Annotated in this window: 14 protein-coding genes; 8 read left to right on the top strand and 6 right to left on the bottom strand. The window is 65.9% G+C overall.

The window, feature by feature from the left end; translation table 11 throughout:
- Nucleotides 1–33: 33 nt before the first annotated feature.
- Genes DJ563_RS23035 through DJ563_RS23010 form a run of 6 tightly spaced genes read right to left on the bottom strand, consistent with a single transcriptional unit; the run spans nt 34 to nt 8,889 of the window.
- The gene (locus DJ563_RS23035; RefSeq protein WP_274097400.1) at nt 34–507 is read right to left on the bottom strand and encodes a chemotaxis protein CheW; all 474 of its coding nucleotides are present in this window, start codon (nt 505–507) and stop codon (nt 34–36) included.
- On the bottom strand, nt 500–5,443 hold the full coding sequence (locus DJ563_RS23030; RefSeq protein WP_434518388.1) for an Hpt domain-containing protein: 4,944 nt from the start codon (nt 5,441–5,443) through the stop codon (nt 500–502). The genes DJ563_RS23035 and DJ563_RS23030 overlap by 8 nt, the downstream gene beginning before the upstream one ends.
- A 9-nt stretch (nt 5,444–5,452) precedes the next feature.
- Entirely contained in the window at nt 5,453–7,477 is a 2,025-nt protein-coding gene (locus DJ563_RS23025) for a methyl-accepting chemotaxis protein (protein WP_156310511.1), read from the bottom strand.
- A gap of 47 nt (nt 7,478–7,524) precedes the next feature.
- On the bottom strand, nt 7,525–8,079 hold the full coding sequence (locus DJ563_RS23020) for a chemotaxis protein CheW (protein WP_033701910.1): 555 nt from the start codon (nt 8,077–8,079) through the stop codon (nt 7,525–7,527).
- The gene (gene pilH / locus DJ563_RS23015) at nt 8,076–8,441 is read right to left on the bottom strand and encodes a twitching motility response regulator PilH (protein WP_186652859.1); all 366 of its coding nucleotides are present in this window, start codon (nt 8,439–8,441) and stop codon (nt 8,076–8,078) included. The genes DJ563_RS23020 and pilH overlap by 4 nt, the downstream gene beginning before the upstream one ends.
- Before the next feature lie 46 nt (nt 8,442–8,487).
- Nucleotides 8,488–8,889 carry a response regulator gene (locus DJ563_RS23010; RefSeq protein WP_033701912.1) on the bottom strand — a complete coding sequence of 134 codons (402 nt, stop codon included), beginning with the start codon at nt 8,887–8,889 and terminating at the stop codon, nt 8,488–8,490.
- Between the two features lie 240 nt (nt 8,890–9,129).
- Between DJ563_RS23010 and gshB the strand changes: the two genes are divergently transcribed.
- The 8 genes from gshB (at nt 9,130) to hslV (ending at nt 15,783) form a co-directional block, all read left to right on the top strand.
- Entirely contained in the window at nt 9,130–10,083 is a 954-nt protein-coding gene (gene gshB, locus DJ563_RS23005) for a glutathione synthase (RefSeq protein ID WP_434518387.1), read from the top strand.
- Between the two features lie 156 nt (nt 10,084–10,239).
- Nucleotides 10,240–11,145, top strand: coding sequence for an energy transducer TonB (locus tag DJ563_RS23000; protein WP_033701914.1), 906 nt, complete (start codon nt 10,240–10,242; stop codon nt 11,143–11,145).
- Nucleotides 11,146–11,234: 89 nt separating this feature from the next.
- Nucleotides 11,235–11,804, top strand: a complete 570-nt coding sequence (locus DJ563_RS22995; protein WP_434518386.1) for a YqgE/AlgH family protein — start codon at nt 11,235–11,237, stop codon at nt 11,802–11,804.
- Complete coding sequence (gene ruvX / locus DJ563_RS22990; RefSeq protein ID WP_033701916.1) at nt 11,804–12,229, top strand: Holliday junction resolvase RuvX; 426 nt, start codon at nt 11,804–11,806, stop codon at nt 12,227–12,229. The genes DJ563_RS22995 and ruvX overlap by 1 nt, the downstream gene beginning before the upstream one ends.
- Nucleotides 12,230–12,275: 46 nt before the next feature.
- The gene (pyrR, locus tag DJ563_RS22985) at nt 12,276–12,794 is read left to right on the top strand and encodes a bifunctional pyr operon transcriptional regulator/uracil phosphoribosyltransferase PyrR (protein WP_033701917.1); all 519 of its coding nucleotides are present in this window, start codon (nt 12,276–12,278) and stop codon (nt 12,792–12,794) included.
- 12 nt (nt 12,795–12,806) lie between these two features.
- Nucleotides 12,807–13,811, top strand: a complete 1,005-nt coding sequence (locus DJ563_RS22980) for an aspartate carbamoyltransferase catalytic subunit (protein WP_033701918.1) — start codon at nt 12,807–12,809, stop codon at nt 13,809–13,811.
- A complete protein-coding gene (locus tag DJ563_RS22975) occupies nt 13,808–15,079 on the top strand; it encodes a dihydroorotase (protein ID WP_162525079.1) in 1,272 nt (423 codons plus the stop codon). Before DJ563_RS22980 ends, DJ563_RS22975 begins: the two co-directional genes overlap by 4 nt.
- Before the next feature lie 173 nt (nt 15,080–15,252).
- Nucleotides 15,253–15,783 (top strand): ATP-dependent protease subunit HslV, encoded by a 531-nt coding sequence (hslV, locus tag DJ563_RS22970; protein WP_003249309.1) that lies wholly within the window; start codon nt 15,253–15,255, stop codon nt 15,781–15,783.
- The last annotated feature ends 41 nt before the right edge of the window (nt 15,784–15,824 follow it).

Genomic DNA, 15,824 nt, shown 5'->3' with positions numbered 1-15,824 from the left:
TTGCGCCGCGAAGAGGTCCGATCAAACGCCCTATTATCCAGCCTCAGGTTGCAATTGCGCGTCACGCACCAAGCGCTCCAGCGCCACCAGGTCCGGCACCCGCGCCACCTGCTCGCCCACCTGCACCGCTGCCAGCTCCAGGCTGCCCAGCGCCACGTCCACGTAATTGAGCTGGCTGTCGAGCTTGCACGAACGCGGGATGTCCTGCAGCAGTACCGCCAGGTAACGCAGCCCGGTATCCCCCAGCGCATTGAGCACCACGATACGCGCCCGCTCACCACACGGGGTATCCCCCCCGCACGCCGCCTCGAAACCGATCAGCGGCAACCGTTGCTGGCGCCAGTCGATCCAGCCCAGGTGCCAGGCAGGCTCGCCACGCTGACACAGCAGGTTGCGCTGGGCGATCAGTTCGGCCACGGCAACATTGGGCAAGACCAAAGTCCGGTCGCCCAAGGGCAGCAACAGGCCGGTCAGGCTGCTGCGCTGGCCGGAGATAAGTTCAAGCATGGGCCTGGCTCCAATGGGCGATGCTCTGCAACAACACAGACTCTTGATAAGGCTTGCCCAGGTACTCGTTGACACCGATGGCCATGGCACGGTCGCGGTGCTTCTGCCCTGTGCGTGAGGTAATCATGATGATCGGCAAGCCCTTCAGGCGCTCGTCACGGCGGATGCGCGTGGCCACCTCGAAACCGTCCATGCGCGGCATCTCGATATCCAGCAGCAACACATCGGGGCGATGCTCTTCCAGCTGCGCCATGGCATCGACGCCGTCCTTGGCCGTCAGTACGCTCATGCCATGACGCTCCAGCAGCCGGCTGGTGACCTTGCGTACCGTCACCGAATCGTCCACCACCATCACCAGCAGTGCCCGTCGCGGCGCCGGGCCGAACAGCTGGCGCTGCGCGTCGCCACCACCCGGCAGGCGCGCCAGGCGTCTTTGCTGGCCACGCAACTGGCCAAGCAGGTCGAGAATCAGCACCACCCGGCCGTCACCCAGCAAGGTCGCACCAGACAACCCGGCAACCGCGGCGAATTGGGGGCCGAGGCTTTTCACCACGATCTCGCGGCTAGGCGACAGGCTGTCGGCCTGGATCGCGAACGACTGCTCCTGGGAATGCACCAGCAGCACTGGCAGCGGCACGCTCTGGCCAAGCAGGCTGGGCCGCGGCAACCCTTGCAGCAGCTCACCCAGGTAGCGCAAAGCGTAGGTGTGGCCCGCGTAGACGTACTGCGGGGTATCCAGCTGGTAACAGGCCGCCAGTTCCGCTGGTGGTACGCGGACGATGCCCTCGATGGTATTGAGCGGGATCGCGTATTGGTCCTCGCCCAAATGCACCATCAGCGCACGGTTGATCGACACGGTGAAAGGCAGCCGGATCAAAAAGCGCGCGCCCTTGCCCTGGGCCGACTCGATGGTCATCGAACCGCCCAATTGCTTGACCTCTTCGTGCACCACGTCCATGCCCAGGCCACGCCCGGAGATCTGGGTGATCTTCTCGGCGGTGGAGAAACCCGGGCGCAGAATGAACTGCAACACCTCGTGGTCGCTCAAGTGCGCCTGCGGGTCCAGCAGGCCACGCTTGATCGCCTTGCGCCGCACCGCCTCCAACGGCACGCCGGCGCCGTCGTCGGTCATCTCGATGACAATGTCGGCGCCCTCGTGCAACAGGTTCAGGTGGATCGTGCCGTGCTCGGGCTTGCCCGCCGCCAGGCGCGCTTCGCGGCCTTCCAGGCCATGGTCGACGGCGTTGCGCAGCATGTGTTCCAGGGGCGCCACCATGCGTTCGAGCACGCTGCGGTCCAGCTCGCCCTCGGCATTGCCGACCACCAGCTCGACCTGCTTGCCCAGCTCACTGGCAACCTGGCGCACCACGCGCTGCAAGCGCGGCACCAAGCGTTCGAACGGCACCATCAAGGTCGCGGTCAGGCCTTCTTGCAACTGGCTGTTCACCCGCGCCTGCTGCTGCAACAGGCTGTAGGCCTCCTGTGCCCGCTGGGCCAGGGTTTCCTTCAGGTCGAGCAGGTCGGACGCCGACTCGAACAAAGCCCGTGACAGCTGCTGCAACTGCGAGTGGCGGTCCATTTCCAGCGGGTCGAAGTCGTCGTAGGCGTCACCCTCGAACGCCTGCCGGCTGGAGATTCGCCCCTGGGTCTCGACGTCCAGGCGCAGCAGCTGGTCGCGCATGCGCTCCAGGGTGGTTTCCATTTCGTTGAGGGTGAATTGGGCATCGTTGACCTGCTGCTCGATGCGGCCACGGATGACCGAATGCTCACCGGCCAGGTTGCCCAGGTCGTCGAGCAGTTCGGCATCGACCTTGACCATGTCCCCCGCCACCCGCTCCGGTGCCGCCACCGGCGCCTCGAGGGCTGCGGCCTCCTGCGGCCCCTGGCCCGCAGCGCTGTCGGTCAGGGCAGCGCTGCTGAAGTTGCGGATGTAGTCGATCAGCGCCGTGGCCGCGTGCAGCGGCTGCCCCAGGCGCACGGCATCGAGCATGTGCGCCAGGCGGTCATGGCAATTCTGTAACAGGGCAAACAGGGGCGGGCTCGGCGGCAGGCGGCCGGCGGCGAGCAGTTCGTATAGAAATTCCAGTTCGTGGGCCAGGTCGCCGATGGCGGCGATCTCGACCATGCGCGCGCCCCCTTTGAGGGTGTGCAGGTCGCGCAGCAGGTTTTCCACCTCGACGCTGTTGCGCGGGTCAGCCTGCCAGCGCGCCAAGGCCGCAGCGGCGCTCTCGACGATGTCCGAGCTTTCCTCCAGGAAGACGTCCAGCAGCTCCTTGTCGCCTGGGCTGTCAGGCTCCTCGGCCGACAGGTCGCCAGCAGCCGGCATCAACGCAGGACGCGACAGCCCCACGCCAAGCTCCATGTCGGGGTGCAGCGGCGTGACCGAATCGATACCTACCAGGCCGGTGGCGTCCGGGGCCAGGGCCTGCGCCAGCAGGCTGCGCAAGCTGTCGACCAGTGCTGGCCGGGGCGAAATCTCTTGCCCTGCGGCCACTTCGTCGAGCATGTCGAGCAAGGCTTCGTGGCCCGACTGCGCGTGGGCGAAAAAGCGCGGGTCGGCGGCCAGGCTGCCCTCCTCCACGGCGCCATAGACATCGAGCAGGGCCTCGCAGACGTCGTCCATCTGCCACAGGTCGGCCAGGTGCGCCGCATGACCAAGGCTGGTCAGCTCATCGAGCAGAGTATCCAGGGGCCCGCGTTGGCCCGGCTGCTCCTGCCAGCGCGACAGCAACGACTCGGCGTCGAGCAGAATGTCCATGGCCTGGGCCAGGAAGCTGGCGGTCTGCTGCGGGTCGCGCTTGCTGCGTCGCGCATGCTGGGCATCTTCATGCAGGCTGGCCAGGCGCACATCCACCGCCTGGCCGACCTGCTCGATCAAATCGCCAGCGCCGGGGATGGCCGCCAGCGGCGTGCTGTCCAGTTGCGCCAGCCCCAAGTGGAACAGTGAACGCCCCGCTTCCAGCCATTCGAGCTCGGCCACTTGCAGGGGCAACTGGTGGCCCTTGTACTCGCGCGCCAGGCGGTCGAACGCGGTGGCCAGCTCGGCGACCGGCATCACCCCGGCCATCGCAGCGCTGCCCTTGAGCGTATGCAGGGCGCGCTGCAGGCTGTCGCTGACCGGCGTGTCCTGGCCCTCGGCGCCCTGCAAAAATGCCTCAAGGCTGGCCAGATGGCCGTGCGCCTCGTTGCGGAAGATATCCAGCAATTGTGGGTCGAGGCCATCGATGTCAGCGGCGGGTGGCGCATCGTTTTCGGCCAGCGCGTGCAGATGCCCGGCCAGTTGCTCGATTTCGGTCAGTTGCGGCAACTGCCCGGCGGCAAAGTCGGACAACAGGTCCGGCAGGTGCACGAACGCCTGCTGCAAGGCCACCACCCCTTCCGGGGTAAGCACGATACGGCCTTCGAGCATGCGGTTGAGCAAGTGCTCCGCGCCCCAGGCCAGTTCCGCCACCGCCTCGGCATGCACCATTCGGCCGCTGCCCTTGAGCGTATGCAGCGCGCGGCGCACCTCCAGCAAGGCATCGCGCTGCTGGTTGTCGGCACGCCAGCGCAACCAGTGGCGTTCGATTTCCGGCAGCAGCTCACCCGCTTCTTCCAGGAACACTTCGCGCAGCTCGTCATCGATGCCGTCGCCGTTGTCGTCCAGGTCGAGGCCGGTTTCGCTGACCAGGCACGTCACGCCCAGTGCCGCCAGGCTGACACGCGCCATGTCGATGAAGGGCTGGCCATCGGCCAACGGGTCGGCCACCCGCCACTGCAGATAGCACTCGGCGGCGCTCAGGGCGTCGGCCAGGTGTGCCAGCTCATCGGCCGGTGGTTCGACGTCCAGGTGCTGCAACCAGCGCTGCACGTAGCTCGCGCACCCGGCAAAGACCTCGGCTGGCCCGGGCAGCATCAGCATCGCCAACGCCCCGCGCACTTGCTGCAGCAACCCCGGCAGCGGTTGCAGGCGTTGCCGCGGCCAATCGGACTCCAGGCAATCACCGATCAAGTCCTTGGCCTGCTGCAAGACCGCCAGCGACTCGCTCAGTACCAACTGGCGGATCTCGGCCAGGTCCGAGCCCGGCATGCCGCCCTGGCCGCTTTCTTCCAGCGGGCCGACCATGCCATTGAGCGTCGCCTCCACATACAACAGGGCACCCGCCACATCCATCAATACCGCGTCATCCACCGAGCCCTCGCCCGGTGCCAGGGCCTGCAGCGCCAGCACCTGGTCGATGATCACCCGCCGCGGCTGCTGGAAGCCCAGTACCGCCAGGGTGTCGGCGACATGGCGCAAGGGGGCGAGCAAGGCTTGCGATTGTTCACTGTGCGGCAGGTCGCCACGCACGAACTGGTCCAGGCGTTCCTTGATACGCATCAGGTCGTCGCACAGCGCGCTCACCACCGAGCGCAAGGCATCGCGACCGGGCCCGGCCTGCATCTGCTCCCGCCAGTTGCCCAGCGACAGGTCGAGGTTGGCCAGGTCGTCGGAACCGGCAAAGCGCTGCGCCGTACCGCTGATCAGGCTGGCCTGGGCCAGGGGCTCCACGCCACGGCAGGCGCGCAGTTGGTTGAGCAACGGCAGCATCACCAACGGCAGGTCGTGGCGGGCGCCGCGCAGCCGCTCCAGGTACGACGGCAGTTGCTCCAGGCCTCGGAACAATGCCCCGAGGCAGTCACCCCGAGGGCTGACCTGGCCCTCGGCCAAGGCCCGGGCGAACAGCTCCAGCTCTTCGGCCAGGCGCGTCGCGCCGCGCAGTTCGAGCATGCGCAGGCAACCGTGCACCTGGTGCAGGTTGTCGACCACGAACGCCAGCATGGACAAGTCGCCCGGCTCGCCGGCAAAGCGCTCCAGGGCCTGTCGCGCCTGGCCCAGGCAGTCGAGGATGGCGGCCTTGGTCCAGGCCAGCGCTACCGTTTCGTGGCGCTCGGGGCTTACAGCAGCAGAAGCCATGGGCATTCCTCAGCGCGGCTCGGCGGGTGCCGGCAGGGTAAAACCAGAGACCGACCGGCGCATTTCGCTGGCCATGCGTGCCAGGTGGCGGATGCTGTCGGCCGTGGCGCCGGACCCTGCCGATGTCTGTGCGGTGATCTGCTGGATGACCGCCATGGTGTGGGAAATCTGCCCGGCAGAGGACGTCTGCAACTGGGCCGCGTCGGAAATACTGTGGATCAGTTCGGCCAGGGTCTGTGACACCCCTTCGATTTCCGCCAGCGCCACCCCGGCATCCTGGGCCAGGCGCGCGCCGCGTACCACTTCGGCGGTGGTCTGCTCCATGGAGATCACCGCCTCGTTGGTATCGGCCTGAATGGTCCGTACCAGCGCTTCGATCTGTCGCGTGGCCGACGACGACCGTTCGGCCAGCCGCTGCACCTCGTCGGCAACCACCGCAAAGCCCCGCCCGGCTTCACCGGCCAGCGACGCCTGGATCGCCGCGTTGAGGGCGAGGATATTGGTCTGATCGGCAATGTCGTCGATCAGGCTGACGATGTCGCCGATCTCCTGGGACGATTCACCCAGGCGCTTGATCCGTTTGGCGGTGTCCTGGATCTGCTCGCGAATGTTGTCCATGCCGTTGATGGTGTTGTGCACCACCTCGTTGCCCTTGTTGGCAATCGCCACCGAGCGCTCGGCCACCTTGGCCGACTCGTAGGCATGCGCCGAAACCCGGTCGATCGACTCGACCATGTCGCCCACCGCCTCGGACGCCTCGCTGATCTGCTCGGCCTGGTGTTCGGACGCCTTGGCCAGCTGGCGGGCGGTGTTCTGCGTGTCCTGCACGGCAGCGGCCACCTGTACGGCGCTGTGGTTGATGGTGGCGACCAGGTCGCGTAGCTGGTCGACCGAATAGTTGATCGAGTCGGCGATGGCGCCAGTGAAGTCCTCGGTAACCGACACGGTCACGGTCAGGTCGCCATCGGCCAGCTCTTCGATTTCGTCGAGCAGGCGCATGATCGCCTGCTGGTTGCGTTCGTTCTTTTCCGCCGTCTCGCGCAACTGCCGGTTGGTGGTGCGCACCATGACCAGGCCGATCAGGATGATCGAGGCCAGCGCCAACAGGCCCAGGGCGTAGCCGCCGACGGTATCGAGGGTGCGCCCGCCGGCCAGGTTCTCGAAGCTGTTGGCCAGGTGCGAGGCCTCGTCGAGCAGGGTCTGCGACAGGCTGAAGATGTTGCCCGCCGCTTCGCGCACGCGGAACAGCTCAGGCGATGTTTCGAGGATTTCGTCAACCGAGCCTGCGACGAACTGGAACAGCTCGGCGATTTCGGCCAGCCGCGCCCGCGCATCGGCGTCCTCGACGCGGGTCACCTGGATGGCCGGGTTGCCGCCGAGCATGCCCTCAAGCACCTGGCCAAAGCGCCCGGCATCGCGGCCAAAAGCGTCGGCGGCCTGGGCCGCGGTGTCATCACCGGCCAGCACGGTATTGACCGAGCCGAGGATACGTTCGGCCAGCAGCAACTGGCGCTGGGCCACGACTACCTGGTTGGCCGGGGCGCCGCTCTGCAGCAGGATTTCGACCACTTTTTCGTATTCGACCTGCAATTGCGGCACGGTCTCGGCAAGGGTCGCGGCCACTTGGTGCAGGGACAACACCGTCTGCTCGCTGGCCAGAATGGTGTCGGTGTTCTTGCGCAGGTTCTCCCAGTCCTGGCGCACCGCCTCCATCTCATCGCGCACCGTGACTGGCGCCGCCGGCAGGCCGGTGGACTTGTCGCCTTCACGCAGGTAGCTCCAGCGCCGTTCGAAATCGTTGCGTGCATCCGACAGCAGCTTGAACGCCAAGGCCTTGCCGGCCGCCGCCTCGGTGGCGTTCTTGGCAATGCGCTGGGACAACACGCGAAGCTCGCCGGCATGGCCGATGTACTGCTTGTCGTAGTTGGACTGGGTGCTCAGGTAGGCAAAATTGGCGAACAGCAGGATGATCGACAGGATCAGGATCAGAAACAGCACGGTGATCTGCGCGATGCTGCGCGTGCGCGGAGCCATGGGCGTTGCGGTAGCACGGGTGGCGGGGTTGTTCACGTTCGCAGGTCCTATAACGCCACATCGAGAAAGCCCGGCGCCTGGGCCAGGGCGAAGGGGCTGAAGATCGCCCAGTTGCGTTCACGCGGGAAGTGCCCCTGCACGAAGCGGGCAGCCGCGCGGATCAACGGCTGCGGTGGCGACAGTTCCAGGCTGCTCAAGGCAAAGTGCTGCAGGCCCAGCACCTCGTCCACCAGCAGGCCGACGAACAGGTCTTCGTGGTCGAGCACCAGCACCCGCCGCTGCTTGCCGGGCGCCGCCGGGCCGAGCCCGAAGAAACTGCTCAGGTCCATGACCGGCAATAACCGCCCGCGCAGGTTGGCCACCCCGCAGACCCAGGGTTGCACCCCCGGCACACGGCTGCTGCGCGGCTCGCGCAGCACTTCGGCGACTTCGCCCATGGGCGCGACGAACCACTGCCCGGCGATGCGAAAGCCGATCCCGCTCCACTGCTGCAGGCGGGTGTCCTGCGGGGGTTGGTCCGCCACCAGCAGGCGGCAGCGCCGGTCGATGTCCAGCAACAACTCGAAGGCGGTCAGCGACGCGCCCTGCGGGCGGGTGGTCAAGCCCCCAGCACTGCTTTGAGCTTGGCGATCAGCGCGTCCTCTTCGACCGGTTTGGTCAAAAAGTCGCGAGCGCCCTGGCGGGTGGCCCAGATGCGGTCGGTTTCCTGGTCCTTGGTGGTGACCACGATCACCGGGATGGCACTGGTTTCCAAGTCCTTGCTCAACTGGCGGGTGGCCTGGAAGCCGTTCATGCCGGGCATGACGATGTCCATCAGCACCGCGTCGGGCTTTTCCTGACGCGCCAGGGCCACGCCGTCGGCACCGTTGTTGGCCTTGAGCACCTCGTAACCGTGCTTTTCCAGCCATTCGGTCAATCTGTACATCTCTGTCGGCGAGTCGTCGACAATCAGAACTCGGGCCATGCTGTTTCCCCATCAGGAAAGAAAGACCGCGCCATGGCGGACGCGGTCAGGGTGCGTGTTGTTGGTGTTCGGCAAAACCGGGCACATGGGCCCTGATCGCGTCGAGCAGTTCTTCCTTGCTGAACGGCTTGGTGAGGAACTGGTCGGAGCCCACCACCCGCCCGCGGGCCTTGTCGAACAGGCCGTCGCGCGATGACAGGAGGATCACCGGTATGTCCTTGAAGGCACTGTTGTGCTTGATCACGGCGCAGGTCTGGTAACCGTCCAGGCGCGGCATCAGCACATCAACGAAGATGATCTGTGGCTGGTGGTCGACGATCTTGGACAGGGCATCGAAGCCATCGCTGGCGGTAATCACCTCGCAACCCGCTTCGCCGAGCAACATCTGCGCGGTACGGCGGATCGTGCGTGAGTCGTCGATCACCATCACCTTCAGGGGTTGTTCCATAGACGCCTACCAATAGGAATGAAGCTGCAAACTGCAAGCTACAAGCTACAAGAACAGCGGCTCGGCGCATGAATGCTCTTTTCTTGAGGCTTGTAGCTTAAGGCTTGCAGCTGCATTTTTAGCATACTCCGGGTGGCCATTCCATCTGCTGCGCCCCTTGACCATCGGCGCTCCCGGCGCCACCCTGAGCCACTTTTCTTTCGATCCATCGCGGCTGCACGCCGCCAAGAGGAACCACCCATGAGCGTTCGCCTCGGCATTGTCATGGACCCCATCGCGTCCATCTCCTACAAGAAGGACAGTTCGCTGGCCATGCTGCTGGCCGCCCAGGCACGCGGCTGGAGCCTTTTCTACATGGAACAGCGCGACCTGTACCAGGGCGAAGGCAAGGCGCGTGCGCGGATGCGCCCACTGAAGGTATTCGCCGACCCGGCTCGCTGGTACGAACTGGGCGAGGAGCAGGACAGCACTCTGGCCGAGCTGGACGTGATCCTGATGCGCAAGGACCCACCGTTCGACATGGAGTTCGTCTACAGCACCTACCTGCTGGAGCAGGCCGAGGCCGACGGCGTGCTGGTGGTCAACCGCCCGCAAAGCCTGCGTGACTGCAACGAAAAGCTGTTCGCCACGCTGTTCCCGCAGTGCACGCCACCGACGCTGGTCAGCCGCCGCCCGGACATCATTCGTGAGTTCACCGCCCAGCATGGCGATGTAATCCTCAAGCCGCTGGACGGCATGGGCGGTACCTCGATCTTCCGCCACCGGGTCGGCGACCCCAACCTGTCGGTGATCCTCGAAACCCTGACCGCGCTGGGCGCACAGCAGATCATGGCGCAAGCCTACCTGCCGGCGATCAAGGACGGCGACAAGCGCATCCTGATGATCGACGGCGAGCCAGTGCCCTACTGCCTGGCGCGCATCCCGGCCAGCGGCGAAACCCGTGGCAACCTGGCCGCCGGTGGCCGTGGCGAAGCGCGCCCGCTGAGCGAGCGTGACCGCTGGATCGCAGCCCAGGTCGGCCCGACCTTGCGCGAGAAAGGCCTGCTGTTCGTCGGCCTGGACGTGATTGGCGACTACCTCACCGAAATCAACGTCACCAGCCCGACCTGCATCCGCGAGATCGACAACGCCTTCGGCACCGATATCGGCGGGCAATTGATGGACGCCATTGATCGCCAGCTGAAGGCGCGCTGACCGGCAACGCGCGGCATAAACCCTGGAGTGGGGTATGATGCTCTGCCGCGAGCTTCAAGCTGAAAGCTGCAAGCCGCAAGAAAAGGCCGGCCTGCACCAATCTGCACTTACCTTGCGGCTTGCGGCTTGTAGCTTGATGCTGACTGTGGATACCTGATGACGCTGCCCGCTGACATCCCCTCCGACCTGCTGCCACCCCGCGTTCGCCCGGTGGACCGGCTTGGCTTTACCTTGTTTCTGGCTGCCCTGGTGCACCTGGCGCTGATCCTTGGGGTCGGCTTCAGCGTGGTCAAACCTGCCGAAATCCGCCACACCATGGACATCACCCTGGCCACCTTCAAAAGCGAGAAAGCGCCCGAGAAGGCTGACTACCAGGCCCAGGACAACCAGCAAGGCAGCGGTACCCTGGAGAAGAAGGCGGTGCCCAAGACCACCGAGGTCGCACCCTTCCAGGACAGCAAGATCAACAAGGTTACGCCGCCACCAGCGGCCAGGCCCGAAGTGGTGCCGCCGCCCACGCCCGAGAAGTCGGCGGTGGTGACCCAGGCCGCCAAGCCTCATAAAGTCGAGCCCAAGCCCAAGGAAAGCAAGGCGCAGCCAAAGCCGGCAACGCCGACGCCCGATTTTGACAGCTCGCAGCTGTCCAGCCAGATCGCCAGCCTTGAAGCGGAGCTGTCCAACGAACAGCAGTTGTACGCCAAGCGCCCGCGCATCCATCGCCTGAATGCGGCCTCGACCATGCGCGACAAGGGCGCCTGGTACAAGGAAGAGTGGCGCAAGAAGGTCGAACGGGTGGGCAACCTGAATTACCCCGACGAAGCGCGGCGCCAGCAGATCTACGGCAACCTGCGCATGATGGTGTCGATCAACCGCGATGGCTCGCTCTACGAGGTGCTGGTGCTGGAATCGTCCGGGCAAGCGGTGCTGGACCAGGCCGCGCAACGCATCGTCAGGCTGGCGGCGCCGTTTGCGCCCTTTACCGGCGACCTGGCCGAATATGACCGGCTGGAGATCATTCGTACCTGGCGGTTTGCCCGTGGGGACCGGTTGTCCAGTAATTGATTTACGCCTGTGCCGGCCCTTGCGCGGAGCAAGCACAGGCGACACAAACCACCTTGTCAGCCTCGCCACCTGGCGCCACACTATCCCCCATGAAAACCCTCGCCCCGAGCTACCTCAAGCATCAGTTCCTGATCGCCATGCCACACATGGCCGATCCGAACTTTGCCCAGACCCTCACGTACATCGTCGAGCACAACGCCAATGGCGCCATGGGCCTGGTGGTCAACCGACCGCAGGAGCTCAACCTGGGCGACATCCTCGAGCAGTTGCGCCCGGACGACGAACCGCCGGCCAGCACCTTGCACGTGCCGATCTACCAAGGTGGCCCGGTGCAGACCGATCGCGGTTTCGTGCTGCACTCCAGCGAATGCACCTACCAGGCCACCGTCGAGCTGCAGGGCCTGTCGTTGTCCACCTCGCAGGATGTGCTGTTTGCCATCGCCGAAGGCGTCGGGCCGCAAAACAGCCTGATCACCCTGGGCTACGCCGGCTGGGAAGCAGGCCAACTGGAAGCGGAGCTGGCCGACAATGCTTGGCTCAACTGCCCGTTCGACGCCGACATCATCTTCGGCTTTGCCAGCGACCAGCGCCTGAACGCCGCGGCCGCCAGCCTTGGCATCAACCTCAGCCTGCTGACCAGCCAGGCGGGCCACGCCTGATGGCCGAACTACGCCTGCTGCTGGGCTTTGACTACGGCACCAAACAGATCGGCGTGGCCGTTGGCCAGGTCATCACGGGCCAAGCCCGCGAGCTGTGCACCCTGAAGGCGCAAAACGGTGTGCCGGACTGGGCCCAGGTGGAAAAACTGGTCGCCGAATGGAAACCCGACGCCATCGTCGTCGGCCTGCCGCTGAACATGGACGGCACGCCGAGTGAAATGAGCGCGCGCGCCGAGAAGTTCGCCCGGCGCCTGAACGGCCGCTTCAACCTGCCCGTGCACACCCACGACGAACGCCTGACCACCTTCGAGGCCAAGGGCGAACGCCTGAGCCGAGGCGGCCAGCGCGGCAGCTACCGCGACAACCCGGTCGACGCCATTGCCGCCGCCCTGCTGCTGCAAGGCTGGCTGGAGGCCAACACCTGATCATCTTTGCCGCCGGGCCAAGCCGGCGGCCCCCGAGGAGCACGCAATGAGCCTACCCAATCCCGCCGATCTGATCCGGCAGATGGCTGTCGACCTTCGCGCCCACCTGGCCCGCCGTGCTATCACCGAGCCGCGCTTCATCGGCATCCGCACGGGCGGCGTCTGGGTCGCCCAGGCGCTTCAGGAAGAAATGGGCGATACCAGCCCCATGGGCACGCTGGATGTGTCGTTCTACCGTGATGACTTCAGCCAGAACGGCCTGCACCCGCAGGTGCGCCCGTCCGACCTGCCATTCGAAATCGAAGGCCAGCACCTGGTGCTGATCGACGACGTGCTGATGAGCGGCCGCACCATTCGCGCCGCGCTCAACGAACTGTTCGATTACGGCCGCCCGGCCAGCGTCACCCTGGTCTGCCTGCTCGACCTGGACGCCGGTGAACTGCCGATTCGTCCCAATGTGCTCGGTGCCACCCTGTCGCTGGCGGCCCATGAACGGGTAAAATTGACCGGACCCGCACCGCTCGCCCTCGAGCGCCAGGACCTCGCCTCCGCTTCCGCCCTTTAAGAGTCCCCCGCGATGACGCCAATCGACGCCAAGCGCCCGCTGCAGCTCAATGATCAGGGCCAGCTGCGCCACTTTCTCTCGCTCGACGGTTTGCCCCGCGAACTGCTGACCGAGATCCTCGACACCGCCGACTCCTTCCTGGAAGTCGGTGCCCGGGCCGTGAAAAAAGTCCCGTTGCTGCGCGGCAAGACCGTGTGCAACGTGTTCTTCGAAAACTCGACCCGCACCCGTACCACCTTCGAACTGGCCGCGCAGCGCCTGTCGGCCGACGTGATCAGCCTCAACGTGTCGACCTCCTCGACCAGCAAGGGCGAAACCCTGTTCGACACCCTGCGCAACCTGGAAGCGATGGCCGCCGACATGTTCGTCGTGCGCCATTCCGACTCGGGCGCCGCGCACTTCATCGCCGAACACGTGTGCCCCGACGTTGCCGTGATCAACGGCGGCGATGGCCGCCATGCGCACCCGACCCAGGGCATGCTCGACATGCTGGCCATCCGCCGGCACAAGGGCAGCTTCGAGAACCTCTCCGTGGCCATCGTCGGCGACATCCTGCATTCGCGCGTGGCCCGGTCCGACATGCTCGCGCTCAAGGCGCTAGGCTGCCCGGACATCCGCGTGATCGGCCCGAAAACCCTGATCCCGATCGGCATCGAGCAATACGGCGTGAAGGTGTACACCGACCTCGCCGAAGGCCTCAAAGACGTCGATGTGGTGATCATGCTGCGCCTGCAGCGTGAGCGCATGGCCGGCGGCCTGCTGCCCAGCGAGGGCGAGTTCTACCGCCTGTTCGGCCTGACCACCGCGCGCCTGGCCGGCGCCAAGCCCGATGCCATCGTCATGCACCCTGGCCCGATCAACCGGGGCGTGGAGATCGAATCGGCGGTGGCCGACGGCAAGCACTCGGTGATCCTCAACCAGGTGACGTACGGCATCGCCGTGCGCATGGCCGTGCTGTCCATGGCCATGAGCGGGCAAAACACGCAACGCCAACTCGACCAGGAGAACGCCCTGTGAGCATCAGCATTCTTGGCGCCCGGGTCATCGACCCCAACAGCGGCCTGGACCAGGTCACCGACCTGCACCTGGATGGCGGCCGCATTGCCGCGATCGGCGCGGCACCGGCCGGTTTCAGCGCCAGCCGCACGATCCAGGCCGAGGGCCTGATCGCAGCACCTGGCCTGGTCGACCTCGACGTGGCCCTGCGCGAGCCGGGCTACAGCCGCAAGGGCAGCATCGCCAGCGAAACCCGCGCCGCCGTGGCCGGTGGCGTGACCAGCCTGTGCTGCCCACCGCAGACCAAACCGGTACTGGACACCTCAGCCGTGGCCGAGCTGATCCTCGACCGCGCCCGCGAAGCCGGCAACAGCAAGGTCTACCCGATCGGCGCCCTGACCAAGGGCCTGGAAGGCGAACAGCTGGCCGAGCTGGTGGCCCTGCGCGACACCGGTTGCGTGGCCTTCGGCAATGGCCTCAAGGAAATCCCCAACAACCGCACCCTGGCCCGTGCCCTGGAGTACGCCGCCACGTTCGACCTGACCGTGGTGTTCCACTCCCAGGACCGTGACCTGTCCCAGGGCGGCCTGGCCCATGAGGGCGCAATGGCCAGCTTCCTCGGCCTGCCCGGCATCCCCGAGACTGCCGAGACGGTGGCCCTGGCACGCAACCTGTTGCTGGTCGAACAGTCCGGCGTGCGCGCGCACTTCACCCAGATCACCAGTGCCCGAGGCGCGCGGCTGATCGCCCAGGCGCAGGAGCTGGGCCTGCCGGTTACCGCCGACGTGGCGCTGTATCAGCTGATTCTCACCGACCAGTCGCTGCGCGAGTTCTCCAGCCTGTACCACGTGCAGCCACCGCTGCGCACCGCCGCCGACCGTGACGGCCTGCGCGCAGCGGTCAAGTCGGGCGTGATCCAGGCGATTTCCAGCCATCACCAGCCCCATGAGCGCGATGCCAAGCTGGCCCCGTTCGGTGCCACGGAGCCTGGTATCAGCAGCGTCGAAGTGCTGCTGCCACTGGCCATGACCCTGGTCGAGGACGGCTTGCTCGACCTGCCGACCTTGCTCGCGCGCCTGAGCAGCGGCCCGGCTGCCGCCATGCGCCTGCCGGCAGGTGAGCTGAAGGTCGGTGGCGCAGCGGATTTGGTGCTGTTCGACCCGAAAGCCTCAACGGTCGCCGGCGAGCAATGGCTCTCGCGTGGCGAGAACTGCCCGTTCATCGGCCACTGCCTGCCAGGGGCGGTGCGTTATACCTTGGTCGATGGGCACGTCTGCCACGAAGCCTGACCACCAGCTGTAAGCCTCAAGCTGCAAGCCACAAGAAAAAGCAGGCATGGCGCCGACGCGCTTTTTCTTGCAGCTTGCAGCTTGCAGCTGGTCGCTAATGGTTGAAATCCTTCCCCCCACCCCCATATGAGTCTGCATCAGGCACTTTCGCCCCGCTGCGTGGAGACTCTCCCTTGACCACCATCGTTTCTGTCCGCCGTAACGGCAAAGTCGTCATGGGCGGCGACGGCCAGGTTTCCCTCGGCAACACCGTGATGAAAGGCAACGCCAAAAAGGTCCGTCGCCTGTACCACGGCCAGGTCATTGCCGGGTTCGCCGGCGCCACCGCCGATGCGTTCACCCTGTTCGAGCGTTTTGAAGGGCAACTGGAAAAACACCAGGGCCACCTGGTCCGTGCCGCCGTCGAGCTGGCCAAGGAATGGCGCACCGACCGCTCCCTGAGCCGCCTGGAGGCCATGCTGGCCGTGGCCAACAAGGACGCCTCGCTGATCATCACCGGCAACGGCGATGTGGTCGAACCCGAAGACGGCCTGATCGCCATGGGTTCCGGTGGCGCCTACGCCCAGGCAGCAGCCCGTGCCCTTCTGAACAAGACCGACCTCTCGGCCCGCGAAATCGCCGAGACTGCCCTGAACATCGCTGGTGACATCTGCGTGTTCACCAACCATAACCTGACCATCGAGGAGCAGGACCTGGCCGACTGATCAGTTGTTTTGGCGTCCCGCCCGCGGCGGGACTTTTCCAC

This window comes from Pseudomonas sp. NFX1 (genome assembly GCF_051123555.1).
Taxonomy (GTDB): domain Bacteria; phylum Pseudomonadota; class Gammaproteobacteria; order Pseudomonadales; family Pseudomonadaceae; genus Aquipseudomonas; species Aquipseudomonas capeferrum.
Note: the sequence above shows the minus strand (reverse complement) of the source record. Positions and strands in the feature narration are given on the sequence as shown.

Bases quoted from the DNA above. Each gene is read 5' to 3' on its own strand.
- DJ563_RS23035 (WP_274097400.1), bottom strand. From the start codon at position 507: ATGCTTGAACTTATCTCCGGCCAGCGCAGCAGCCTGACCGGCCTGTTG.
- DJ563_RS23030 (WP_434518388.1), bottom strand. From the start codon at position 5,443: ATGGCTTCTGCTGCTGTAAGCCCCGAGCGCCACGAAACGGTAGCGCTG.
- DJ563_RS23025 (WP_156310511.1), bottom strand. From the start codon at position 7,477: ATGGCTCCGCGCACGCGCAGCATCGCGCAGATCACCGTGCTGTTTCTG.
- pilH (WP_186652859.1), bottom strand. From the start codon at position 8,441: ATGGCCCGAGTTCTGATTGTCGACGACTCGCCGACAGAGATGTACAGA.
- DJ563_RS23010 (WP_033701912.1), bottom strand. From the start codon at position 8,889: ATGGAACAACCCCTGAAGGTGATGGTGATCGACGACTCACGCACGATC.
- gshB (WP_434518387.1), top strand. From the start codon at position 9,130: ATGAGCGTTCGCCTCGGCATTGTCATGGACCCCATCGCGTCCATCTCC.
- DJ563_RS23000 (WP_033701914.1), top strand. From the start codon at position 10,240: ATGACGCTGCCCGCTGACATCCCCTCCGACCTGCTGCCACCCCGCGTT.
- DJ563_RS22995 (WP_434518386.1), top strand. From the start codon at position 11,235: ATGAAAACCCTCGCCCCGAGCTACCTCAAGCATCAGTTCCTGATCGCC.
- ruvX (WP_033701916.1), top strand. From the start codon at position 11,804: ATGGCCGAACTACGCCTGCTGCTGGGCTTTGACTACGGCACCAAACAG.
- pyrR (WP_033701917.1), top strand. From the start codon at position 12,276: ATGAGCCTACCCAATCCCGCCGATCTGATCCGGCAGATGGCTGTCGAC.
- DJ563_RS22980 (WP_033701918.1), top strand. From the start codon at position 12,807: ATGACGCCAATCGACGCCAAGCGCCCGCTGCAGCTCAATGATCAGGGC.